The following is a 22,297-nucleotide window of genomic DNA, read 5'->3' as shown; positions in this document are numbered from 1 at the left end:
GCGCTATGTGGAAAAACAGCGCACTTTGGCCGCACCGGACTCCTATGTGGACAACGCCACAGACATCAGCCACTCCCGCCTGTGGAAAACCGCCGCCTTGCCCGTCCTGCCGTTTAGGATGGAGAGCGTGACTAACGATCAGCAGAAGAACCATGACCTCTCGGCTTCCTTCAAGGCCTACGACGTACGCGGCATTGTGGGCGAATCCATCACCGCAGAAATCGTTGAAGCCGTGGGCGCGTCCTTTGTTGACGTACTTGAATTAGCTGGCCAAACAGTGCTGGTGGGTGGCGACATGCGCCCCTCCTCGCCTGAATTCTCTAAGGCTTTCGCCAAGGGCGCTGCTGCTCGTGGCGCAAACGTCAAGCTTCTGGACCTGATCTCCACTGACGAGTTGTACTACGCGTGTGGTGCTCTGAACGCTGCAGGTGCCACCTTCACTGCTAGCCACAACCCTGCCGAGTACAACGGCATCAAAATGGCCAAGGCCGGCGCTGAGCCCATCTCCTCAGAGTCAGGTTTGAAGGAAATCCAGGCAGCCACCGAGGCCTATCTCAACGCTGGCATCATCCCTGCCGTGGAGAAGACCGGCGTTATTAGTGTTCAGGACGTCCTGAAGGACTACTCCGAATACTTGCGCAAGCTGGTCGATTTGAGCGGATCCCGCCCGCTAAAAATTGTGGTGGACGCTGGAAACGGCATGGCTGGTCTCACCACGCCAGCTGTGCTGGGTGGTCAGCTCCTCCCGGCTCTTCCATTTGAAATTGTGCCGCTGTACTTCGAGTTGGACGGCTCCTTCCCGAACCACCCCGCCAACCCGCTTGAGCCGGAAAACCTGCGCGATCTTCAGGCCGCGGTTCTGGAACACGGTGCTGACATCGGTTTGGCGTTCGACGGCGACGCCGACCGTTGCTTTGTGATTGACGAAAAGGGCGAGCCAGTTTCCCCCTCCGCCATCACGGGTATGGTGGCCCGCCGCGAAATCGCCCGGGCCAAGGCGGCCGGCGAAGAAACACCGATCATTATCCACAACCTGCTCACTTCCAAGGCGGTACCTGAGCTTGTAGAGAACGACGGCGGTAAGGCCGTCCGTACGCGTGTGGGCCACTCCTTCATCAAGGCAGTTATGGCCAAGGAAGGCGCCGTATTCGGCGGCGAGCACTCCGCTCACTTCTACTTCCGCGACTTCTGGAACGCCGACACCGGCATGCTCGCTGCCATGCACGTTTTGGCTGCTCTGGGCGAACAGGACGGCCCGCTGTCCGAACTTGGCCGCGAATACGAGCCGTACGTGTCTTCCGGTGAGATCAACTCCGAAATTGAAGATAAAGCGGGCGCTGTTGAGCGTGTGCGCGTTGATTTCGAGAGCGAAGACATCACCATTGACCACCTCGATGGCAGCACCTTTACCGCTAATGACGGTAGCTACTGGTTCAACCTGCGCCCGTCCAACACGGAACCGTTCTTGCGTTTGAATGCTGAAGCCAAGGACCGCGCAACCATGGAGAAGGTCCGCGACCGCGTTTTGGCTCTAGTTCGCCAGCCGTGAGTGAACAAGGTAGCTGGCGCGACGGGGTAAATCCGCAGAGTGCCGAGGATCTAGAGAAGCTTTTGGGCACCGGCATGGGTGCCGCGCAAGAGCAACTCGAGCGCCAAGGTACTTTTATCCCTTTCGCTTTGGTGGTTGAGAACGACGGCGAGTTGAGACTTGTGATGGTGGCGCCGGATGAGCCGGAAGCCGCCGAAGAGGGCAACGAAGCTGAATTCGACGCTGACGTGATGATCGCTGACCTTGTGGAGCTCCTGCGCCAAAACCGCGAGGATTTCCGGGCCGCTGCGATCGTTTGCGATATCACCCTGACCGAAGAGGACTCTGACGCAATTCACGTTGCCACCGAACACCAGGATGGCTCAACGTTCGCCGCTGTACTGCCCTACGCGTTCAACCAGCCCACCGGCGATTGGACGTTTGGTTCTTTGATGGCGGACACCAACGAGCCCCTGGTCTGGACCAGCTAAAGCCGCTGGAGCAGCTAGCTCAGGCTAGCGGCCTCGGCTGCATCGTCAAATGCTGTGCGCGCTTGGATAATACTGCCCGCGTTGCCCTCGGCCCAGTCGCGTACGGCAGCAAGTGGGCCCAAAAGGCTGCGGCCCAGCTCAGTCAGTTCATACTCGACTCGTACCGGCACCTCGGCGTAGACGGTGCGGGAAACTAGACCGTCGCGCTCCAACGTCCGCAAGGACTGAGATAGAACCTTGGGGCTAATGCCTTGGACGAGAGTGCGAAGTTCACCAAAACGTTGACGCCCCGGTTCGAGCACCTGCACAATCAGCGGAGTCCACTTGTCTCCGATCCGCTGCAGAACCAGCCGTGAAGGGCAATCCATGTCCAGCACGTTAAACGGCAAAGCATCAGCCTGCCCTGCAGCAGACTCAAGAGTATCCATAAGGTAACTATAGTACGTTGAAGTACTTGGTAACCAATAGATACTATTGGGGTTATCGGGCAGTCCGTCACATACCTTTTGACCCAAACCACAAGGAGTCAGCATGAAAATCGCCGTCTATGGAGCCACCGGAATGGTCGGCAGCCGCATCGCTGCCGAAGCAATTTCCCGCGGTCACGAAGTTACCGCGCTGAGCCGCCGTGGTGCTGGCGTCGAGGGCGCCACCGCCCAGGCCGCTGAGCTCTCCGATTTGGCAACACTCAAGGACGTCGCCTCAAAAAACGACGTTGTTGTCCTGTCTGTTCCCCCGGCACGCGATGGCAGCTCCCACGAGCCCACCATCGAGCTACACACAAACATCGCCAACTCTGAACTCGACGCTCGGCTGTTTGTGGTCGGCGGCGCTGGTTCGCTGATGGCCGGCGACGTGCGGTTGGTTGACACTCCGGGCTTCCCGGAGGAATACAAGCCCGAGGCTCTGACCTTCAGCGACGTCTTGGAAATTTACCGCGCCGCTCCCGAGGGCCTTGACTGGACCATGCAGTCCCCCGCGCCGATGATCATGCCGGGCGAGCGCACCGGGAATGTCAGCATCGCCCAGGACACCCCAGCTGGCGACTCGATCTCTGCAGAGGACTTCGCTGTGGCCGCACTGAATGAAATCGAAGAACCTCACTTCAGCCGCAAGCGCTTTACCGCAGCTAACTAATAACTGCTTAAATGACGACGTCGGGTGCTCACCTTGTGAAGGGTGAGCACCCGACGTCGTCATTTAAGTGGGATTCCTAGCCCAAGCGAGCCTTCAGGTCTGCGAGCTCTGCAGAGAGCGACGCTGGCAGTGAGTCGCCGAAGTTGTTGTACCACTCATCAATGCTGGTGACTTCTTCGCGCCATTCATCGGCGTTGACTTCAACAGCTACTTCAACATCAGCGGGCGTAAACCCCTCCAGGCCGGTCAGGTCTAGTGATTCCCCGGTGGGTACAAAGCCGATAGCGGTCTCCCGCGCGTCGGCCTTACCTTCAATGCGCTCCACGGCCCACTTCAGAACACGCGAGTTGTCACCAAAACCGGGCCATGCGAAACCGCCTTCCGGGGTGCGGCGGAACCAGTTGACCAAAAAGATTTTGGGCAAACGAGCCGGGTTGGCCTTGGATTCAATTGAGTCCCAGTGCTTGAGGTAATCGCCGGCATCGTAGCCAATAAAGGGCAACATTGCCATGGGATCGCGGCGAACCCGGCCCACTGCGCCAGCAGCGGCGGCTGTGGTCTCTGAGGACAGCGTGGAGCCCATAAAGATTCCATTGGTCCAAGAACGTGCCTCGGTCACTAGGGGAATAGTGGTTTTGCGGCGGCCACCGAAGAGAATGGCGTGAATCTCTACACCGTCCGGGCTGTAGTATTCCTGGGCCAGCATGTCGATCTGGCTGATCGGCGTGCAGAAGCGGGAGTTCGGGTGGGCGGCCGGGCGGCCGGATGCGGGCGTCCAATCGTTACCTTCCCAGTCAATAAGGTGAGCGGGCACTTCCTCGGTCATGCCCTCCCACCAGACACCGCCGTCGTCCGTCAAGGCCACGTTGGTGAAGATCGAGTTGCCCTTGGAGATGGCGCGCATGGCGTTCGGGTTGGTTCCCCAGCCCGTGCCAGGAGCCACACCAAAGAGACCGTATTCAGGGTTTACTCCGCGAAGCTCGCCATCCTTGCCTATGCGCATCCAGTTGATGTCATCACCAAGGGTCTCGGCTTTCCAGCCCTCAATGGTGGGGTCGAGCAAGGCCAAGTTGGTTTTACCGCAGGCCGAGGGGAACGCTGCCGCTATGTTGTAGGCCTTGCCCTCCGGGCTGGTGAGCTTGAGGATCAGCATGTGCTCGGCCAGCCAGCCTTCGTCACGGGCAATCACCGAGGCGATGCGCAGTGCGTAGCACTTTTTGCCGAGCAGGGCGTTTCCGCCGTAGCCGGATCCGTAGGACCAGATGGAGCGCTCTTCGGGGAAGTGAACAATCCACTTGTTCTCGTTGCAGGGCCAGGCGACGTCTTCCTGGTCTTCTTCCAGTGGAGCGCCGACCGAGTGCAAAGCGGGGACAAAAAAGGCCTCCGCGGCTTCCATCTTGCGCAGCACGTCTGTGCCGATGCGAGCCATAATGCGCATTGAGGCCACAACGTACGCAGAGTCAGTGATTTCCACACCGTACTGAGGCTGCTCAGCATCCAGGGGACCCATAACAAACGGGATCACGTACATGGTGCGTCCACGCATGGAACCCGCAAACAGACCCTGGAGCTTTTCCTTCATCTCCGCAGGTGCCATCCAGTTATTGGTGAAACCAGCGTCGCGCTCATCTTTGGAGCAAATGAACGTCTGCTCTTCAACGCGTGCCACGTCCGCAGGATCAGAGAATGCCGCGTAGGAGTTGGGGAACAATTCCGGATTCAACGTGGTCAGAGTTCCGGACCTGACCAGCTCTGCCGTGAGGCGGTTATTCTCTTCCTCCGAGCCATCAACCCAGTGAATGGCGTCCGGCTGCGTGAGCTCGGCGACTTCTTCAACCCAAGCTAGAAGTCCGCTATGGGTGGTCGGTGCATCGGCAAGAAGCGGCAAACGCGTCAGATCGCCCATTTCTCTTCCCTTCGTTGGGCCAGTGGTGTGTGATAAATGCTAGGCGCGGGAACCTTTGCAACTTTGAGATCAGACATGGGACCTCTTCACTCGGCGGGTGGCAATTCCGCGGATTCTAGCGATCAAGCGTCCATCGCAAGGTCCATTTTTGTGACTAAGCTCACCTAGACCGGTCTAGTTAGGGAGATCACCATGCGGCCGATTTGGAACTCTGGGCAAATCTCGCGTAAAGTATTTCAAGGTTCGAGCGGGAACAACGCTTCAGAAATGAAGAGCCCAACCGAGTCAAAATGCGCCCATAGCTCAGCTGGATAGAGCGTCTGTCTACGGAACAGAAGGTCAGGGGTTCGAATCCCTTTGGGCGCACCAATCAAGTCCCGCACAGGAAACTGTGCGGGACTTTTTCGTTACCGGGCGCAGTGCCCCACACTTCCCCATCCCAAGCGTTGATCACTCACACAGGGCCGAGGAAAACGAGCGTGGCCCCACCCGAAAGCCAGGCAGGGCCACAACAGCGTTGAGAAGATGCTGCGTTTATTCAGCAACAGCCTCGGTGATCCGCAAACGAATGCCGTCGAAGTGACGGTTGAGCCGCTCTGAGGCAAGCGCCTTGTCCCCCTCGGCTACCGCTACATAAATCTCACGGTGGATCTTGGCGGTTTCTTTCAGATCCTCGCGCCCGGACTTGCCGGCACCAACTTCCGTGTGAATTTTCCGGTACACCTTCCAGAAAACACCCATCAGATTGATCAGCAGTTCGTTGTTGAGCGGCTCAAAGAGTCGGTGGTGAAATTCGGCGTCGGCCTCAACAAAGTTCTCGCCAGCTGCGGCTTGTTCTTCCATTTGGATCACAGCTGCTTCGATGGCAGCCAACTGCTCCTTGTCCATCACGTCCATGGAGCTGCCAATCAGACCGGACTCAAGCGCTTGGCGCACATCAACGAGCTGCAGCGCTTCCAAACCCTGGTGACGCAGTGAGAGCCGGCCGCGGAAAGTCAGTCCATCGGCGAGCGCATCGAAGTTACTGGGTGCAACAAACATTCCAAAGCCATGCCGGATCTCAATCACGCCCAGCGCCTGAAGGACTTTGAGGGATTCACGGAGGGTGTTGCGGCCAACACCGAGGGCAATGGACAGTTCATTCTCGGTGGGAAGTGGATCCCCAGCTTCGAGTTCACGTTCAAGGATGAGATCCATAATGTCCGCTTGGAGGGCGCGGAGCCTTGCTTGGGCGCTAAATCGTGCTTGCGGAACTGCGCTGGTTTTCATGCCGGACTCCTTGCCAAAGCACCCAAGCGCGAGGGTCGTCACCGCCAGATCGGCGATTTTGTGGGGCGAGAATGCTCATTTCTGAAGCTTTACTCTCCCACAATTGTTCCTGCGCCACACGGTGCACGGTGTTATATTGAGCGCAGGCGCAGGCGCCGTGTGCCATCGTGACTTTGTCATATGATATCGGATGTCCGACCTTCACAAAAGTAGCCGGCCGAATTTATTCCCTGCGCGCGAGTAGCAACGCGCAAGAACCCCAGCAACAGTCGCGCACCAGCCGTCAACAAACCACCCAGCAAACCTGCGAGCACTTCGCCTCCACCCCCACGTAACCCACTTGTGACCAAATTCTTGCTTGACGTTCATGTGTGACGCCCCTTACAGTTTCACTACGAGCATCGGATGTCCTACGTCCGATAACTACATTGAATGGTGAGGCACCACATGAGCAAGACTCTTGCGAACCTGCCGCTGGTCAAAGACGCCAGCCGCCGCAACTTCCTGAAGCTGACCGGGGCCGTGGGCGCCGCTGCAGCTTTCACCACCACACTGGCCGCTTGCGGTTCCAGCTCCAGCACCGCCCCTAGCGCCAACAACTCCGGCGAGGTCAACAAGGACCTCACCATCGAAGCTGGTATCTCCTACTCGCTTTCCACTGGCTTTGACCCGATGTCTTCCTCAGGCGCGACTCCTTTGGCTGCCAACCTGCACATCTTCGAGGGCCTCGTTGAGCTGCACCCGGCTACTCGCGAACCGTACAACGCGCTCGCCGCTGCGGACCCCAAGAAGGTTTCTGACACCAGCTACACCGTCACCTTGCGTGATGGCGCAACTTTCCACGACGGCACCCCGGTCACCGCCGAGGACGTTGTTTACTCCTTCGAACGCGTGCTGGACCCGGCCAACAAAGCCCTGTTCGCTCAGTTCATCTTCTTTATCAAGAGCGTCAAGGCCACCGATGCCAAGACTGTCGAGTTCACTCTCAACCAGCCTTTCGCCGGATTTGGTCCTCGTATCTCAGTGGTAAAGATTGTCCCCAAGGCAATCGCTTCCAAGGACCAGGCCGCATTCGACGCTAAGCCGATTGGTACCGGCCCGTACAAGTTTGTCTCCGCCGCTAAGGACGACAAGATCGTCTTCGAGCGCTTTGACGCCTACAACGGCCCTAAGCCAGCACTGGCCAAGGGAATGACCTGGTTCTTGCTCAATGACGCAGCTGCTCGTGTGACAGCTGTTCAGTCCGGCCGCGTTCAAGCAATTGAAGACGTTCCCTACTTGGACGTTGACAGCCTCAAGTCCAAGGTCAACGTTGAATCTAAGCAGTCCTTCGGCCTGTTGTTCCTCGCGTTCAACTGCACCAAGGCACCGTTCAACAAGAAGGAAGTCCGCCAGGCACTGCACTTCGCCTTGGACACCGATGCCATTATCAAGACGGCACTTTTGGGTAACGCCGCAGCAGCGAAGTCCTTCTTCCCTGAAGGCCACTCGGCTTACCAAGAAGCCTCGACTGTCTACAACTTCGACGCCGACAAGGCAAAGAAGCTGCTCGCTGACGCGGGCGTCTCCAACCTTTCACTGACGTTGACCACCACGGACACCGCGTGGGTCAAGGACGTTGCACCGTTGATCAAGAAGTACTGGGATTCAATCGGCGTCAACACCACTCTGGAGTCTTTGGCTTCGGCAGCTGTGTACGCGCCGGAAAAGGTGGGTGGACTCAAGTACGACGTCCTCGCAGCACCCGGTGACCCTTCGGTATTCGGTAACGACGCTGACATCCTGCTCTCTTGGTGGTACCGCGGCGACGTCTGGGCTAAGAACCGCTTCGGCTGGAACACCACCCCGGAATACGCCAAGGTCACTGCCGCTATGGATGCTGCAACCAAGGGCACCGAGGCTGAGGCTAAGGCTGAGTACAAGAAGGTCATCGACATCATTGCCGAGGAAGCCCCCTTGTACCCGATCTTCCACCGCAAGCTCCCCACCGCGTGGGATGCCAAGAAGCTCAAGGACTTCCAGGCACTGCCGACCACAGGCGTGAGCTTTGTGGGCGTAGGCCGCACGTCCTAGCAGCTAGAAATTTTCACAGACCGGAGGGGCTGTGGCCCGATGGCCACGGCCCCTCCGGCACGTGAATCCCAACATCATGACGTGGCTCACACCGCGCGGATAAACCGGAGATGTAAATGGCAATGTTATTGCGACTGCTGGGACGCCGGCTCGCAGCACTCCCCTTAATGATCCTGGGTGTAACCCTGTTGGTCTTTGTGGTGCTGCAGTTCGCACCAGGTGACCGTGCGGTTGCGGCCCTTGGTGAAGGCGCCTCGCCCGAAGCCTTGGACAAGTACCGCCAAGACAATGGCCTCAACGACCCACTCTTTATCCAGTACTTTGCTTACTTGGGCAAAATGCTGACCTTGAACTTTGGCAACACTTTGCCCCCGGCCCGGCCCATCACCGAAGTGATCAGCCAAGCCTTCCCGCTGACACTCCAGCTGACCTTCGTTGGTGTGATCATCGCCGTCATCTTGTCACTCGTCTTTGGTGTGCTTGCCGCACTCTACCGGGACACGTGGGTTGACCAAATCGTCCGGGTTTTCTCCATCGCAGCCATCGCAACGCCGTCGTTCTGGTTGGGTATTTTGCTGATCCAGTGGTTCGCCCTTGGAACCGATTCACTCTTCCCCTCCGGTGGTATGGCTGATCCGTCTGAAGGCTTTGGCGGTTGGTTGCGTTCCATCGCACTGCCGGCCTTGGCACTGGCTATCCCGGTTTCTGCTTCCCTGATTCGAGTGGTCCGCACCTCGATGGTGGAGGAACTGGACCGCGACTATGTCCGCACCGCCATCGGTAACGGCGTGCCCTACCGCGAAGTGGTCTCCCGCAACGTACTGCGCAACGCACTGGTCACTCCGGTGACCGTGCTGGGACTGCGCATTGGCTATTTGCTGGGCGGCGCCGTCGTGATTGAAATGATCTTCTCCCTCCCCGGAATGGGACAGCTAATCCTCAACGGCATCACCAACAAGGACACGAACCTGGTTCAGGGTGTGGTTCTGGTGATCTCCGTGACGTTCGTTTTGGTGAACATCCTGGTGGACCTGCTGTACCTGCTCATCAACCCCCGAATCAGGACGGTCTAAGTCATGCGTAGCAAACTTGCCACACGTCTGAGCGAACCCGGCGTACGTTTTAAAGCTCTCCCCCTGGGCTCCAAGATCGCCCTGGTTTTTTTGGTATTTATTGCCGTTATGGCCATCATCGCCCCGCTCTTGGGGCGCGACCCGCTGGCCAATGACATCCCCGCGCAAGCACCAAGCGGGGATCACCCCTTTGGTACCGACCGCATTGGCCGTGACGTTTTGGCCCGCCTCATTTGGGGCGCACAAACCTCACTCATGATCGGCTTGGGCTCCGTTGCCCTGGCGATTATCATCGGCGCAACGCTTGGTTCCCTCGCAGCGACCTCGTCCAAAGCCGTGAACGAGATCATCATGCGCATTATGGACATCCTTATGGCGTTCCCGGGTATCGCCTTGGCAGCAGTGCTGTTGGCGTCCTTTGGTAACTCCGTCCCCACGATTATTGTGGCGATCGCGATTGTTTACTCGCCCCAGATTGCCCGTGTGGTCAGGGCCAACGTTCTCTCCCAGTACGGCGAAGACTACGTCCGGGCAGAGCGCGTGATTGGCGCAGGCCGCACCTACATTTTGCTCAAGCACATTGTGCGGAACACCGCCGCTCCCGTGCTGGTTTTCGCCACGGTGATGGTGGCAGATGCGATCATCCTCGAAGCCTCACTCTCCTTCTTGGGAGCCGGAATCCAGGACCCCGCACCGTCATGGGGCAACGTGATCTCCTACGGCCGCAACTTGGTTCTCTCCGGCGGATGGTGGGCCACTACCTTCGCTGGTCTGATCATCCTCTTGACCGTTTTGGCGCTGAACATTCTTGCCGAGGGCCTCACCGATGCGATGGTCAATCCCAAGCTTCGCAGGGCTCCGGTAGTGAACGACGACGACGGTTCCGCCGCCGCTGTTACAGCCACTTTGGTGGATGAAACAGTTGCGACGACGCCTACCGCGCCTTCCGTGGTTGAGACTCACGAACTCGACGCAGCGCTACCAGCCGTAGAGAATCCCTTGGCCGAGGCACCAAGCACTGACATCCTCAAGGATGTAAAGACCGCTTTGGTTAACCCGCACGCTCTCTTGGACGCCGAACTGGCGCACTTGGCCACTGTTGAGGCCACCCGCACGGACCGGCTCCCACAGGTTGGCGCCGAAGCCCGCAACGTCCTTGAGGTCAAAAACCTCTCTATCCACTTCCCGGGCCGCTTTGGTGATGTCCCGATTGTGGACAATGTCTCCTTCACCGTCCGTGAAGGCGAAACGATGGGTTTGGTGGGTGAATCCGGTTGCGGAAAGTCCATCACCTCCCTGGCGGTTATGGGTTTGCTGCCCAAAACCGCGCAGATCTTTGGCTCCATCAAGTTTGATGGCAAAGAGCTACTGGACCAGTCCACGAATCAAGCTGACGTCAAAGCCTACGAAGGTCTACGCGGCGAGCAGATCGCCATGGTCTACCAAGATGCTCTGAGCTCCTTGAACCCCTCGATGAAAATCAAGGAACAGATGGAGCAGCTCACCAAGCGTGGCGGCCGTAAAACCCCCACCGAGCTTCTGGAAATGGTCAAGCTGGACCCCGTCCGTACCCTGGCAAGTTACCCGCATGAGCTATCCGGCGGCCAACGCCAACGTGTGCTGATTGCCATGGCACTCTCCCGTTCTCCCAAGATTGTGGTGGCCGATGAGCCCACCACGGCCTTGGACGTCACCGTTCAGAAGCAGGTTGTGGATCTGCTCAACGAACTGCGCGAACAGCTGGGCTTTGCCATGGTGTTCGTCAGCCACGACCTTGCTTTGGTGGCCTCCTTGGCACACCGCATCACCGTGATGTACGCGGGCCAGGTGGTGGAGTCCGCGCAGGCTTCCGAGCTCTTGCAGAATCCCAAGCACGAATACACTCGCGGGTTACTTGGCGCTGTGCTCTCCATCGAGGCCGATGCCGTGCGTCTGCACCAGATTCCAGGCACCGTGCCCTCGCCCCGGGATTTTGCCACCGGCGACCGCTTTGCCCCGCGCTCCTTGCGTGAGGACGCAAACCCGGACCAGAAATTGGTCTTTACCAAAATCAGCGAAGGCACGGATCACTACTGGGCCAGCCACCTGAAGGAGGACGCAAAGTGAGCGAGTCAACTGGCAAGCCCGTTATTGAGCTCAAGGACGTTAAGGTCTTCCACAAAACCCGTTCGGGCGGATTGTTCAAACCGGGCATCGTCAAAGCGGTCAACGGTGTGGACTTTACGATCAGCCGCGGCGAGACCGTAGGAATTGTGGGCGAATCCGGTTGTGGCAAGTCCACTTTGGCATCCGTCCTGGTGGGTTTGCAGACGCCAACCTCCGGCGAAGTTCTCTTCCATGGGCGCCCAGCAATTAAGCGCAACGCAGCCATGCGCAAAGAATTTGGCCGCTCCGTCTCAGTGGTATTCCAGGACCCCGCAACGGCGTTGAACCCGCGCATGACCATCCAGGACATCCTCACGGACCCACTCCAGATTCACGGCATTGGGACCCCGGCTTCTCGCGCCGCCAAGGTTAAGGACCTTTTGGCGCTGGTTGGTTTGCCGCAATCGGCAGCCGAGGTCACGCCGTCGCAAGTCTCCGGTGGCCAACGTCAGCGTGTGGCGATTGCCCGCGCATTGGCGCTGGACCCGGACATCATTGTGGCCGACGAACCCACCTCCGCGTTGGACGTCTCAGTGCGCGCCCAGGTGTTGAACCTGCTCTCTGACCTGAAAAAACAGCTCAACCTCGGCATGGTGTTTATCTCCCACGACATCCAAACCGTTCGCTACGTTTCTGACCGCATTTGCGTGATGTACTTCGGCGAAATTGTTGAGCAGGGCCCCGCGGAGCAAGTTTTCGACAACCCGAGCAACGACTACACCAAAAAGCTTTTGGGCGCTGCCCCGAGCCTTTTGCACATCTAGGGCTTTTGCCCTTCTAACGCTCACAACATTTTTTAGATTTCATTACTAGTCAATTGGAGTTTCTTGTGTCTTCCCAGTTCCACGGTGTTATCCCTCCCGTAGTTACACCCCGCCACCCTGATGGCAGCATCGATACCGCCTCGCTAACCAACCTCACCAAACACTTGCTCGACGGCGGCGTGGACGGTCTATTTGTTCTAGGCTCTTCCGCCGAGGTTCCGTACATGACCAACGCCGAGCGTGATTTGGTGGTCTCCACCATTGCCGAGGCCAACAACGCCGCTGGCGATGCACGGGTGCCGCTGATTGTGGGCGCCAACGAGCAGACCACCAACCGTGTGATCGAAGAAGCCAAGCGAGTTATTGATCTTGGTGCTGAGGCAATTGTGGTGACCTCGATGTACTACGCGATCGGCAACGTCCAAGAAACTGAAACCCACTACCGGGCTATCCACGAGGCCATTGATAAGCCGATCTTCGCTTATGACGTGCCGGTCCGGACTCACTTCAAGCTCCCCACCGATTTGTTGGTCAAGCTCGGTAAAGAGGGTGTGATTGCCGGTGTGAAGGACTCTTCCGGTGATGATGTTTCCTTCCGTCAGTTGTTGTTGGCTGCCAAGGACGTACCGAACTTTGATATCTTCACGGGTCACGAAGTAGTTGTGGACGGCGCGCTTCTGGGCGGCGCTCAGGGTGTTGTTCCGGGCTTGGGCAACGTTGACCCGCGCGGTTACAAAAACCTTTATGAGGCAGCACAGGCCGGCGACTGGGCCAAGGCTGCAGCCGAGCAGGACCGTCTTGCTGACGTCTTTGAGATCGTTTACACCCCGAACGGTCGTGTTTCTGGTGGTGCTGCAGGTTTGGGCGCCTTCAAAACCGCTCTGCAGGTGATGGGGATCATCGAGTCCAACACCATGAGCACCCCGATGCTCTCCTTGAACGCCAAGGAAACGGCTGCCATCAAGGGGATCCTGCAGCGCAACGGCCTGGTCTAGTTTGACCTACGTAATCGGAGTGGACTTAGGCGGCACCAAAACTGCCGCCGGGCTGATCTCTGGCGCGGGTGAAGTTCTGTTCACCGATGTCATCCCAACCTTGAACCGCAGTGGTGGAGAAGCGATCCTCAACGCGACAGCGGCGCTCATCTCCTCACTGCGGGTCAAGGCTGCGGGTCAAGGGCTTGAGGTTTCCGGCGTTGGTATTGGTTCCGCGGGAGTGATCGACGCCGAGAATGGCTCGGTGCTTTCGGCCACCGATGCGATTCTGGGCTGGACCGGCACTGAGATCACGGCTGGCCTGGCAGGCCGGCTGGCGATTGACCCGGCGAACGTTCTAGCGGTGAACGATGTTCACGCACATGCCCTGGGTGAGGCGTGGCGCGGGGCGGCAGCCAATACTCGTAGTTCACTCATGGTGGCGTTTGGCACCGGCGTAGGTGGCAGTTTTGTGCTCAACGGCCAGCCGCTTTTGGGGCACCACTTTGTGGGCGGGCATGTAGGCCACTTCGCTTCCCCCTATGCCTTCCACAATGGTGCCCCCATCCCGTGTGTATGCGGCCATTCCGGTCATGTGGAGGCCGTCGCTTCCGGACCTGCAATCTTGGAGTCCTACCGCCGCTTTGGGGGCCATAGCGACCTTCCTGACACCAAAGCAGTTTTTGAACTTGCAGCAAGCGAAGACCCGGTAGCGAACATGGCAATCGGTGTGGGCGCCGGGGCTGCCGGTCAGGCCATTGGCGGTTTGGTCAACGTCTTGGATCCCGAGGTTGTGGTGATTTCTGGCGGTTTAGCTGATGCTGGAGATCGCTGGTGGCTGCCCATGGAACGAGCACTGCGGGCGGAATTATTAGCTCCGGTGGCCCCGGTTCCCGTGGTCCGCGCTAGTTTGGGTAATGCCGCAGCCCTAGTGGGTGCCGCCAGCTTGGTGTTCACTCGTCTGGCCCCGCAAACAACATCCCAGTTCACCATCACTGAGAAGAAAAACGAAGGATCTGACCGTGCTACTGACCTCTGACGCTCTTGAAGCTCTGCGCCATCAACTGATCGTCTCAGCCCAGGCTTACCCGGGCGAGCCCATGCGTGACCCACGCACCACGGCTCAAGTGGCGGCGTCGGCTGTTATAGGTGGCGCGGCAGCCATCCGCGTTCAAGGCCTAGCGGATGTTCAGTTCACCCGTACGGCCGTGGAGGTTCCGGTCATCGGTTTATGGAAGGACGGGCACAGCGGCGTTTTTATCACCCCCACGCTCCGCCACGCTCTTGCCGTAGCTAATGCTGGCGCGCACATTGTGGCCATCGACGGCACCCGCCGGGAGCGGCCTGACGGGCTATCGTTCGCGCAGACGGTGGCGGGCATTCACTCCGATTCCCATGCCCTGGTGATGGCCGATTGTGGGTCCTTTGACGATGCTGTGGCAGCAGTTGAGGCCGGTGCTGACCTGATTGGCACCACCCTCTCCGGTTACACGGGTGAGCGCCCTAAAACTGATGGGCCTGACCTAGAGCTTTTGAACCAGATTGCCCAAGCAAATCTCGGCAAACCGCTGATCGCTGAAGGCCGGATCCACACTCCCGCGCATGCGCGCCAAGCGCTCGACGCCGGGGCGTTCGCCGTGGTTGTGGGTACTGCCATCACCCACCCCGCAAGCATTACCGGCTGGTTTAAGGGAGCCATGCACGCCTAGCCCGCTACCCCCTCTCCCGTGGTTGAAGGCCGCGGGGTAGTGTGGGGAAATGAGCGATCATGCAGAACAATCAAGCTTTGATGTTGTAGTCATCGGCGCCGGTGCGGTGGGCGAGAACGTAGCTGACCGTGCCGTCCAAGGCGGCTTGACCGCTGTGCTGGTCGAGGCCGAATTAGTGGGTGGTGAGTGCTCCTACTGGGCGTGTATGCCGTCCAAAGCTCTGCTTCGCCCGGGCACGGCATTGCATGCGGCGCAGTCAGTGCCCGGCGCCCCAGCGGCCGTCACCAAAACCCTGGATGCAGCGGCAGTTTTGCGCAGCCGGGATGCCTTCGCCTCACATTGGCAAGACGATTCCCAAGTTGAATGGGTCAAAAGCGCCAACATTGACTTTATCCGCGGCCATGGTTGGATTACCGGCGAGCGCGAAGTTCACGTGAGCGGGACTGACGGCGTTGAGCACCAGATCACCGCCAACCACGCAGTGGTGATCGCTACCGGCTCACACCCCAATATTCCTGACCTTGAAGGCATTGAGGATGTCCCCTACTGGACTACCCGTGAGGCAACCTCAAGCAGCGAGATCCCGCGCCGCCTCATTGTCCTAGGCGGCGGTGTGGCAGGCTCCGAACTCGCTCAGGCATACGCGCGCCTCGGCTCAAGCGTGAGCCTGGTGGCCCGCAGTGGTTTGCTCACTAGCTTCGCCAAGCCAGCGGCGGATTTGGTCACCGCTGGTCTGCGTGCGGACGGAGTGGACGTTCACCTAGGTACTGCCGCGAAAAAGATCACAGAGAACGACGACGGCACGATCACCGTTGAGCTGGACGGCACCTCGCTCACGGCAGACAAAGTTTTGGTCGCCATGGGTAGGCACCCCGCTTTGGAAGGGGTGGGCTTGGAGCACGTGGCGGGTCTGGCTGCGCCTCAAAACGATATGTGGCGCTTCGGCACTGACACTAGTGGCGCCGTCGTTCTTGAAGAATCCGCTGCCACTAGTACCCCGTGGCTCTATGCCGTGGGCGACGCTTCCGGCGGTCCCATGCTGACTCACCAAGGCAAGTATCAGGCGCGGATCTCTGGGGATGCGATTGTGGCTCGCGCCAAGGGCGATTTTCCCACGGAGAACAAAGCGTGGTCCAAGCTCGCGCACACTGCCAATGATCTGGCTGTTCCCAGTGTGGTGTTCACGGATCCGGAGTTGGCCAGCGTTGGCCTCAGTGAGGACAACGCCAAAAAGCAGGGATTCACGGTCTCCACCGTGGAGCTACCCATTGCAGTGGCTGGCTCTGCTCTGCACGCCGAAAACTACAAGGGCTGGGCTCAATTGGTCATTGATGAGGACCGGAAGGTGATTCTGGGCGCTACGTTCGCCGGGCCGGACGTAGCCGAGTTACTGCACGCCGCCACCATAGCTGTGGTGGGCGAGGTTCCCTTGGACCGTTTGTGGCACGCCGTCCCTGCTTATCCCACGGTGAGTGAAGTGTGGTTGCGGCTCTTGGAGAAGTACGGCCTGTAGCTCAGAAGGCATTGAGCGCAACAACACATTCCTTCTATTTGTACTGACCGGTCAGTTTGAATAGACTTGAGGTGTCCCCCCAACGAAAGGGCCGCCGTGCTCTCTGCTTCTGACCTCCAAGTGAAAGGCCGCCGCACCGATTTGTTGCGCGCCACCACACTTGACGTCCAACGCGGCCAACTTCTCCTGGCCTATGGCAACAACCAAGAGGAACGTACGGCGCTTGCCCTCACACTCAGCGGACGGATGAAACCCAGCAACGGGACCGCCCAATGGGATGGTCACCCCAAAATCAAAGCCCTCCGGCTCGCAAGCGCATTGGTTGACTCCCCCACCATCAACGAACCCGAACAGCACCTGAGCGTTCGGGACCTCGTCACCGAAGACCTTGCGCTCATCCCCCGCCGCTACCGTGGCGCGCTGCTGAGCAAACCATGGCTCAAAATCAATCGCTTCGAGGACATTGAAAGCTTGTGGGTTGAACAATTGGCCCCGGCCCGGCGCCTCGAACTACTCACAGCCCTTGCGTTGGCCAACCCGGCCACTGACTTGCTGATTGTTGACTCCCCGGATCGGCACAGCGCCCACCCCGCGGATTGGCTCCCTCGCCTGGAGCAATTGGCGTACGACGCCGGGCGGCCACTAGCGATTGTTGCGACAGTTTCTGCCGTTCCCAGCACGTGGGACGGCCCCTCGGTGGAGATCGGAAACGCAGCAGAGACTGAGCCGAACCTTGAACCGGAAGCCGAGGCTCCATCAGAGCACCCGGCTGAAAGTGCTGCCAGCGACGAAGCACCGACTGACGTGCCCGCTGAGGCTCAGGCTACTGCCGCCACCGAGCCGCCGCATCACGGGAAACACGCCGATGAATCAACCAGAACACAAGCGTTAGAGGAACTGTAGTGACTGTTTTACGACTAGCAGGCTCCGAGCTCAAGCGCATGACCGGTGGGATCCTGCCCAAACTCACCATCATCGCCCTAACCCTGGTGCCGCTGCTCTACGGCGCCGTGTACCTCTACGCGAACTGGGATCCTTACGGCAATCTTGATGGCATCCAAGCAGCCCTTGTTGTTGAAGATGAAGGCGCTACCAGCACCCCTAGCAATGGTGAGAAAGCCACCACCCTTCACGCCGGGCAGAAGGTAGCGGACAGCCTCATAGAGGGCCATGTCTTCGACTGGAAAAAGGTCAGCTCTGCCGAGGAAGCAGACCAAGGCGTCCGTTCCGGCGAGTACGCATTCGCCTTGAAAATCCCAAAAGACTTCTCAAAAAACCTGCTCTCCCCCTCGAGCTTTGATTCCGCCAACCAGGCCATGTTGAACGTCACCACCAATGACGCCAACAACTATTTGCTGAGCACTATTGTGAGCAAGTTGACCACGGCTGTCCACGAATCAGTAGCCAAGGAGGTTGGTGAGGAGACAGCCAACCAGCTCCTCACCGGTTACGGCACTATTCACACCCAGATTGTTAAGGCGGCGGACGGTGCTGGCACATTGGCCGACGGCGTTGGCACACTTGCCGATGGCACTGTGACATTACATTCGGGAACCACCCAACTGCGCAACGGTGCCCAGCAACTTGTTGATGGACAGGTCCAATTGCGCGACGGTGCCAATCAGCTCTCCGCTGGCGCAAACTCGTTGAATAGCGGGCTCACAGAACTCAAAAACAAGACCGCAACCTTACCGGCAGACACAGCTGCACTAGCCAATGGCGCTGCCCAGGTTGCCGCCGGTAACGCCACACTGAACACCAAGGTTCAAAACGTCGTCAGCCAGTTGCAAACCGTGGATGCGGGGGTGCGTCAGCGTGTTGTGGATTCAACCGCACGGCTGGTCACTGCAAAGGTCATCGACCAGACTCAGGCGGACAAAATCATTGCTGATTTTGATTCCACCGCGGCTTCGAGCCCGGTTGCGGACATCAAAAACACCATCAGTACTGATGCCGCTAGTATTCAAAAGCTCGCCGATGGTTCCGCCGCGGTATCCGCTGGTGCCGGCCAACTCGCTGCAGCAACACCGGCGCTGACGGACGGAATTTCGCGAGCCGCTGATGGTTCATCCCAGCTCGCTAGCGGGGCTTCCACCCTGGCTACGGGCCAACAAACAGCGCTCAACGGTGCCGTGAGTTTGCGCGATGGTGCTGTGAAGCTCGACGACGGGGCGGCCAGCCTGCAGAACGGCGCCAAACAGGCCAGCGACGGTGCGCACACCTTAGCCACCGAACTCAAAAAGGGCGCTGGCGAGATCCCCAACCCGAATGACAAGCAGAAGTCCTCCCTGTCCAAGGTGATCTCTGATCCGGTGGCAGTCAATGATGTCTCCCAGGCTAAGGCCACCTCCTACGGTGCAGGCTTGGCGCCGTTCTTTTTGACGCTTTCCTTGTGGATCGGCGCTTTTATGCTGGTTCAAGCCATGCGACCTATGACCACCCGCGCATTGGCCTCGAATGCACCTAGTTGGAAAATCGCCATGGGTGGCTGGTTGCCGTTCTTTGTGGTTTCCGCAGTTCAAACAGCAATCTTGTGGGCCGTAGTGACCTTTGGGCTCAAGCTTGAATCCGCCAACCCCTGGCTCACCATACTGTTCTTGTTGTTTGCCGCGATGGCCTTTACCGCCATCATTCAAGGAATCTGCGCCCTCTTGGGCACACCCGGAAAATTTGTGGTCCTGATACTTTTGGTTCTGCAATTGGTGTCATCCGGCGGAACATTCCCTTGGCAAACCACACCCCAACCGTTCCACGTGATCCATGAAATTCTGCCCATGGGCTACGTAGTCACCGGGATGAGGCACCTGATCTACGGTGGTGACCTTTCCATGATTGGGCCCACCATCCTTGGTTTGCTGGGCTACTTCCTCTTGGGCCTCACCTTCTCCATCTTGGCGGTACGCAAACACAAGTTCTGGACACTCAAAACCTTCAAACCGGAGATCGCAGTATGAGTCAGCTTGCAGCTAATTCAGCCGCCACCGCGGAGACCAAGCGCTTACGCCCGGCACGCACCAACGCTACGCGCCAGAAGCTTTTTGACGCAGCGATGCACCTCATTGGGGAACGAGGTGCTTCTGGCGTCACGGTAGATGAGATCGCTGCAGCAGCTGGGGTTTCCAAGGGAACCGTGTATTACAACTTCGGCAGCAAGTCAGACCTGGTGGCCCAGTTGGTCCGCCACGGTGTAGATCTGATGCTCGAACAATTGGCCGAGACCAAGGCCGCCGAAGATCCGATTGAATCCACCCGGAACATGATTGATCAAGCGATTCAATTTTTGTCCGAATATCCATCCTTTGCCCGACTCTGGGTGAGCGAAAATTGGAAGATCCCCAGCGAGTGGCACGAGGTATTCACCGAGCTGCGCGGAAAACTCCTGGCAGTTATTGGAGAAGCGCTGGACGGAATTGCCCTGAAGTACCCGGTAAACCCGAAGATTGCCCGCGGAAGCCTAGAAACGGCTATTTTTGGTGCGTCTTTTGTGGTGGGTCTTGATGTGCAGACGTACCACCCGGAGCGGACCCGCGCTCAGAGCGTGGATGCCATTATGACCTTTGTCCACGGGTACGTTCTGCCCTGATTCCTACGGGATAATGGAAGGCATGCGCCACCTGAGTACCAGCGTCAAGATTGTTATTGGCGCAGCTGTAGGCATGGTGGTTCTGCTGATCCAGTTGGCCATCACGCTGGACACTATTGCGTTTTACGCCCTGCTAGCCGTGACGTTTTTGGGTTATCTTGCGGGCCTCTACGCGTTGATTGAACGACGCCGCTACCGGCTCCTTGCGCTCGCTGGTGTGGGAACCATATTGTTCATCGCCTTCGGCATAGCGTTTTTGCGCGCTTGGGGCATTGCCTTTACTGATGCAGCCAGCGCTGGCAGCTCGTTGCGCCGGCGTAACTCTGACGCATACTTTTATCTTTCAGCGGCATCCTTGCTGGGCACACTGGGGATGCTATTCGTGAGCTCCCTGTGGCCGGTCAGGCGCGCCAAGGCAGTCCGGCGCAGCAAGCCCACGCAACGGAAACGGCCACCCACAACTAGCAAGCGTTCCGTGGCTCCGCCGCGCAGTACTAGAGCGAGGCCGGTTACGCCCGCGGTACGGCGAAGTGCGTCAGCTTCGCATCCGCCCCGTCCAGCTCGGCCCAAGACTTCTCCAGCTCCAAAACGGCCAAGCCGGTAGTGGGATAGCCCGAGGCAAGATCCATATAAGCGTCCTGATCTGACTCACGTGAGGCCAAATGTAGAACCAGCTCTTGGACACCGGGCATGTGAGAGATCACCATCAGCGTGGTTACGGTATCAGGCACATGGTTGATCACTGTGAGCATTCTGGTGGCACTGGCCGAATACAAACCGTTTTCCAGTTTGGGCGTCGGCGCCTTGTCGCCCAGCTCATTGCAAACCCAAGTACACGTCTGCCTGGTTCGTAGCGCCGAGGAACACAAAATAAAGTCCGGGATCACGCCGTGCTCAACCAACCATCGCCCTGCCATGGGCGCATCACGGTGTCCACGTTCTTCTAGCGGACGGTTATGATCATCAACGCCAGTAGGCCAGTCGGCCTTGGCATGGCGCAAAATCACAAGGCGTTTGATGTGATGCTGATTCATGCCCTCAAGCCTAGCTTTCGATGCCCACTAGTTCGACGGCGGTGCGCAGCTAAGGGACTAGATGGAGTATTCGGGGGCAGCCCAGACGATGACCTCGGGGTGCTCATAGAAGCGGTAGCCCTGGCCACGTACGGTGCGGACCGTGTTGGCAAGACGTCCCAGCTTGGAGCGGAGGCGGCGAATGTGAACGTCGATGGTGCGCTCGTTCGGGACGTCCTGAGCGTTGCGCCACAGACCATCGAGCAATTCTTCGCGGCCCACGGTGCGAGTACCGTTTTCAACCAAGTAGTTGAGCAACTCGAATTCTTTGAAGGTCAGATTCAGTGACTCGCCGTCGAGGGCAACCTCGCGGCGAGCAAGGTCAATCAGTACACCGGAAGGGCGCGGTTCCTGTCCTTGCGGGACACGTGCCTGCTCTGCACGCTGTCGAGCTACAACTGCGGGGTCACCGAAGGTGGAGCGAACCACGTCCAGGGCGGAACCCTGGGCTGACGCCGGGGCAATAGCCACTGCTGCGTAGCTTTCGGCTCCCGCAACCAGCTGCTGAGCGTAGGCACGAATTTCCTGAGCAAGCTTGGCGATTGAGGTACCAGCAGCTGCAGCAGTTTCTTCGTCAACGCCCATGTAGAGGACAAATCCGCGTGCCACGCTGTCATTGGGAACGGAGCGGAGTCCGCCAGCGTTAGCGCCTGCGGTTTGAGCGCCGCCTTGGCTGATCACTGGGGTGGGCGCGGTGATCGGCGCAGCGTCGTTACCCACGGAGCGCAGCGGTGCGAAGTTGTTCTGGTGGTAGCTGGCGGGAACGTAACCCGGAGCGTTGTTGTATTGCGAATTGTTGTACTGCGCGTTGTAGCCACCCTGGCCCTGTTGAGCGGGTGCTGAGCCAGTTCCGAACTGAGCACGCTGGCCGGAATTCACGGCGCGGTTAGCGTTACGAACGGAGATGTGGACGTATCGGGATGCAACTGACATGGGAGTCTTTACCTCAATGTGAATAGCCGTCATCGCGGCTTCGAATACTCAAAATTTCCCGCAATGAATGATGGGGAGCGCCCGACGCTGGGCAGGTGGACGATTACCTATGACTTATGGGTGGAG

The 22,297-nt window shown here is 58.6% G+C and carries 19 protein-coding genes and 1 tRNA gene; 15 read left to right on the top strand and 5 right to left on the bottom strand.

What is annotated here, in order from left to right; all coding sequences use genetic code 11:
- Positions 1-118: 118 nt before the first annotated feature.
- Positions 119-1,549 (top strand): phosphomannomutase/phosphoglucomutase, encoded by a 1,431-nt coding sequence (locus tag ACQR35_RS11135; RefSeq protein ID WP_430270110.1) that lies wholly within the window; start codon positions 119-121, stop codon positions 1,547-1,549.
- The gene (locus ACQR35_RS11130; RefSeq protein ID WP_430270079.1) at positions 1,546-2,019 is read left to right on the top strand and encodes a hypothetical protein; all 474 of its coding nucleotides are present in this window, start codon (positions 1,546-1,548) and stop codon (positions 2,017-2,019) included. Before ACQR35_RS11135 ends, ACQR35_RS11130 begins: the two co-directional genes overlap by 4 nt.
- Positions 2,020-2,033: 14 nt before the next feature.
- On the opposite strand, the gene ACQR35_RS11125 is transcribed toward ACQR35_RS11130, so the two are convergent.
- Positions 2,034-2,447: a winged helix-turn-helix transcriptional regulator gene (locus tag ACQR35_RS11125; RefSeq protein WP_430270078.1), complete on the bottom strand. Its 414-nt coding sequence runs from the start codon at positions 2,445-2,447 to the stop codon at positions 2,034-2,036.
- A gap of 103 nt (positions 2,448-2,550) precedes the next feature.
- Here ACQR35_RS11125 and ACQR35_RS11120 point away from each other — a divergent pair, with 103 nt between their 5' ends.
- Positions 2,551-3,156: an NAD(P)-dependent oxidoreductase gene (locus ACQR35_RS11120; protein ID WP_430270077.1), complete on the top strand. Its 606-nt coding sequence runs from the start codon at positions 2,551-2,553 to the stop codon at positions 3,154-3,156.
- Positions 3,157-3,232: 76 nt separating this feature from the next.
- On the opposite strand, the gene ACQR35_RS11115 is transcribed toward ACQR35_RS11120, so the two are convergent.
- Complete coding sequence (locus ACQR35_RS11115; RefSeq protein WP_430270076.1) at positions 3,233-5,062, bottom strand: phosphoenolpyruvate carboxykinase (GTP); 1,830 nt, start codon at positions 5,060-5,062, stop codon at positions 3,233-3,235.
- Positions 5,063-5,354: 292 nt separating this feature from the next.
- Between ACQR35_RS11115 and ACQR35_RS11110 the strand changes: the two genes are divergently transcribed.
- Positions 5,355-5,431, top strand: a tRNA-Arg gene (locus ACQR35_RS11110).
- Positions 5,432-5,596: 165 nt separating this feature from the next.
- Here ACQR35_RS11110 and ACQR35_RS11105 read toward each other — a convergent pair.
- Positions 5,597-6,331: a FadR/GntR family transcriptional regulator gene (locus tag ACQR35_RS11105; protein ID WP_430270075.1), complete on the bottom strand. Its 735-nt coding sequence runs from the start codon at positions 6,329-6,331 to the stop codon at positions 5,597-5,599.
- Between the two features lie 447 nt (positions 6,332-6,778).
- Between ACQR35_RS11105 and ACQR35_RS11100 the strand changes: the two genes are divergently transcribed.
- From ACQR35_RS11100 to ACQR35_RS11050, 11 genes are all read left to right on the top strand, one after another.
- A complete protein-coding gene (locus ACQR35_RS11100) occupies positions 6,779-8,404 on the top strand; it encodes an ABC transporter substrate-binding protein (protein ID WP_430270074.1) in 1,626 nt (541 codons plus the stop codon).
- Between the two features lie 116 nt (positions 8,405-8,520).
- Positions 8,521-9,477: an ABC transporter permease gene (locus ACQR35_RS11095; protein ID WP_430270073.1), complete on the top strand. Its 957-nt coding sequence runs from the start codon at positions 8,521-8,523 to the stop codon at positions 9,475-9,477.
- 3 nt (positions 9,478-9,480) lie between these two features.
- On the top strand, positions 9,481-11,583 hold the full coding sequence (locus tag ACQR35_RS11090; protein WP_430267505.1) for a dipeptide/oligopeptide/nickel ABC transporter permease/ATP-binding protein: 2,103 nt from the start codon (positions 9,481-9,483) through the stop codon (positions 11,581-11,583).
- Complete coding sequence (locus ACQR35_RS11085) at positions 11,580-12,386, top strand: ATP-binding cassette domain-containing protein (RefSeq protein WP_430270072.1); 807 nt, start codon at positions 11,580-11,582, stop codon at positions 12,384-12,386. The genes ACQR35_RS11090 and ACQR35_RS11085 overlap by 4 nt, the downstream gene beginning before the upstream one ends.
- A gap of 65 nt (positions 12,387-12,451) precedes the next feature.
- Positions 12,452-13,381, top strand: a complete 930-nt coding sequence (locus ACQR35_RS11080) for a dihydrodipicolinate synthase family protein (protein ID WP_430270071.1) — start codon at positions 12,452-12,454, stop codon at positions 13,379-13,381.
- A gap of 1 nt (position 13,382) precedes the next feature.
- A complete protein-coding gene (locus ACQR35_RS11075) occupies positions 13,383-14,399 on the top strand; it encodes an ROK family protein (RefSeq protein WP_430270070.1) in 1,017 nt (338 codons plus the stop codon).
- Complete coding sequence (locus ACQR35_RS11070; protein WP_430270069.1) at positions 14,383-15,069, top strand: N-acetylmannosamine-6-phosphate 2-epimerase; 687 nt, start codon at positions 14,383-14,385, stop codon at positions 15,067-15,069. Before ACQR35_RS11075 ends, ACQR35_RS11070 begins: the two co-directional genes overlap by 17 nt.
- 49 nt (positions 15,070-15,118) lie before the next feature.
- Positions 15,119-16,582, top strand: a complete 1,464-nt coding sequence (locus tag ACQR35_RS11065; RefSeq protein ID WP_430270068.1) for a dihydrolipoyl dehydrogenase family protein — start codon at positions 15,119-15,121, stop codon at positions 16,580-16,582.
- Positions 16,583-16,678: 96 nt separating this feature from the next.
- A complete protein-coding gene (locus ACQR35_RS11060) occupies positions 16,679-17,485 on the top strand; it encodes an ABC transporter ATP-binding protein (protein WP_430270067.1) in 807 nt (268 codons plus the stop codon).
- Positions 17,485-19,536, top strand: a complete 2,052-nt coding sequence (locus ACQR35_RS11055; RefSeq protein WP_430267498.1) for a YhgE/Pip family protein — start codon at positions 17,485-17,487, stop codon at positions 19,534-19,536. Before ACQR35_RS11060 ends, ACQR35_RS11055 begins: the two co-directional genes overlap by 1 nt.
- Positions 19,533-20,165, top strand: coding sequence for a TetR/AcrR family transcriptional regulator (locus ACQR35_RS11050; protein WP_430270066.1), 633 nt, complete (start codon positions 19,533-19,535; stop codon positions 20,163-20,165). Before ACQR35_RS11055 ends, ACQR35_RS11050 begins: the two co-directional genes overlap by 4 nt.
- Positions 20,166-20,674: 509 nt before the next feature.
- On the opposite strand, the gene ACQR35_RS11045 is transcribed toward ACQR35_RS11050, so the two are convergent.
- Positions 20,675-21,199, bottom strand: coding sequence for a SixA phosphatase family protein (locus tag ACQR35_RS11045; RefSeq protein WP_430267496.1), 525 nt, complete (start codon positions 21,197-21,199; stop codon positions 20,675-20,677).
- 57 nt (positions 21,200-21,256) lie between these two features.
- Complete coding sequence (locus tag ACQR35_RS11040; RefSeq protein ID WP_430270065.1) at positions 21,257-22,171, bottom strand: winged helix-turn-helix domain-containing protein; 915 nt, start codon at positions 22,169-22,171, stop codon at positions 21,257-21,259.
- Between the last annotated feature and the right edge of the window lie 126 nt (positions 22,172-22,297).

The sequence above is a fragment of the Pseudarthrobacter sp. J1738 genome, from assembly GCF_050490315.1.
Lineage (GTDB): Bacteria > Actinomycetota > Actinomycetes > Actinomycetales > Micrococcaceae > JBNPEO01.
The sequence above is the reverse complement of the archived record's forward strand: the minus strand, read 5'-3'. Positions and strand labels throughout refer to the sequence as shown.

Excerpts from the sequence above, each read along its gene's own strand:
- ACQR35_RS11135 (WP_430270110.1), top strand. The coding sequence starts at position 119 with ATGGAGAGCGTGACTAACGATCAGCAGAAGAACCATGACCTCTCGGCT.
- ACQR35_RS11125 (WP_430270078.1), bottom strand. The coding sequence starts at position 2,447 with ATGGATACTCTTGAGTCTGCTGCAGGGCAGGCTGATGCTTTGCCGTTT.
- ACQR35_RS11120 (WP_430270077.1), top strand. The coding sequence starts at position 2,551 with ATGAAAATCGCCGTCTATGGAGCCACCGGAATGGTCGGCAGCCGCATC.
- ACQR35_RS11115 (WP_430270076.1), bottom strand. The coding sequence starts at position 5,062 with ATGGGCGATCTGACGCGTTTGCCGCTTCTTGCCGATGCACCGACCACC.
- ACQR35_RS11105 (WP_430270075.1), bottom strand. The coding sequence starts at position 6,331 with ATGAAAACCAGCGCAGTTCCGCAAGCACGATTTAGCGCCCAAGCAAGG.
- ACQR35_RS11100 (WP_430270074.1), top strand. The coding sequence starts at position 6,779 with ATGAGCAAGACTCTTGCGAACCTGCCGCTGGTCAAAGACGCCAGCCGC.
- ACQR35_RS11095 (WP_430270073.1), top strand. The coding sequence starts at position 8,521 with ATGGCAATGTTATTGCGACTGCTGGGACGCCGGCTCGCAGCACTCCCC.
- ACQR35_RS11090 (WP_430267505.1), top strand. The coding sequence starts at position 9,481 with ATGCGTAGCAAACTTGCCACACGTCTGAGCGAACCCGGCGTACGTTTT.
- ACQR35_RS11065 (WP_430270068.1), top strand. The coding sequence starts at position 15,119 with ATGAGCGATCATGCAGAACAATCAAGCTTTGATGTTGTAGTCATCGGC.
- ACQR35_RS11050 (WP_430270066.1), top strand. The coding sequence starts at position 19,533 with ATGAGTCAGCTTGCAGCTAATTCAGCCGCCACCGCGGAGACCAAGCGC.
- ACQR35_RS11045 (WP_430267496.1), bottom strand. The coding sequence starts at position 21,199 with ATGAATCAGCATCACATCAAACGCCTTGTGATTTTGCGCCATGCCAAG.
- ACQR35_RS11040 (WP_430270065.1), bottom strand. The coding sequence starts at position 22,171 with ATGTCAGTTGCATCCCGATACGTCCACATCTCCGTTCGTAACGCTAAC.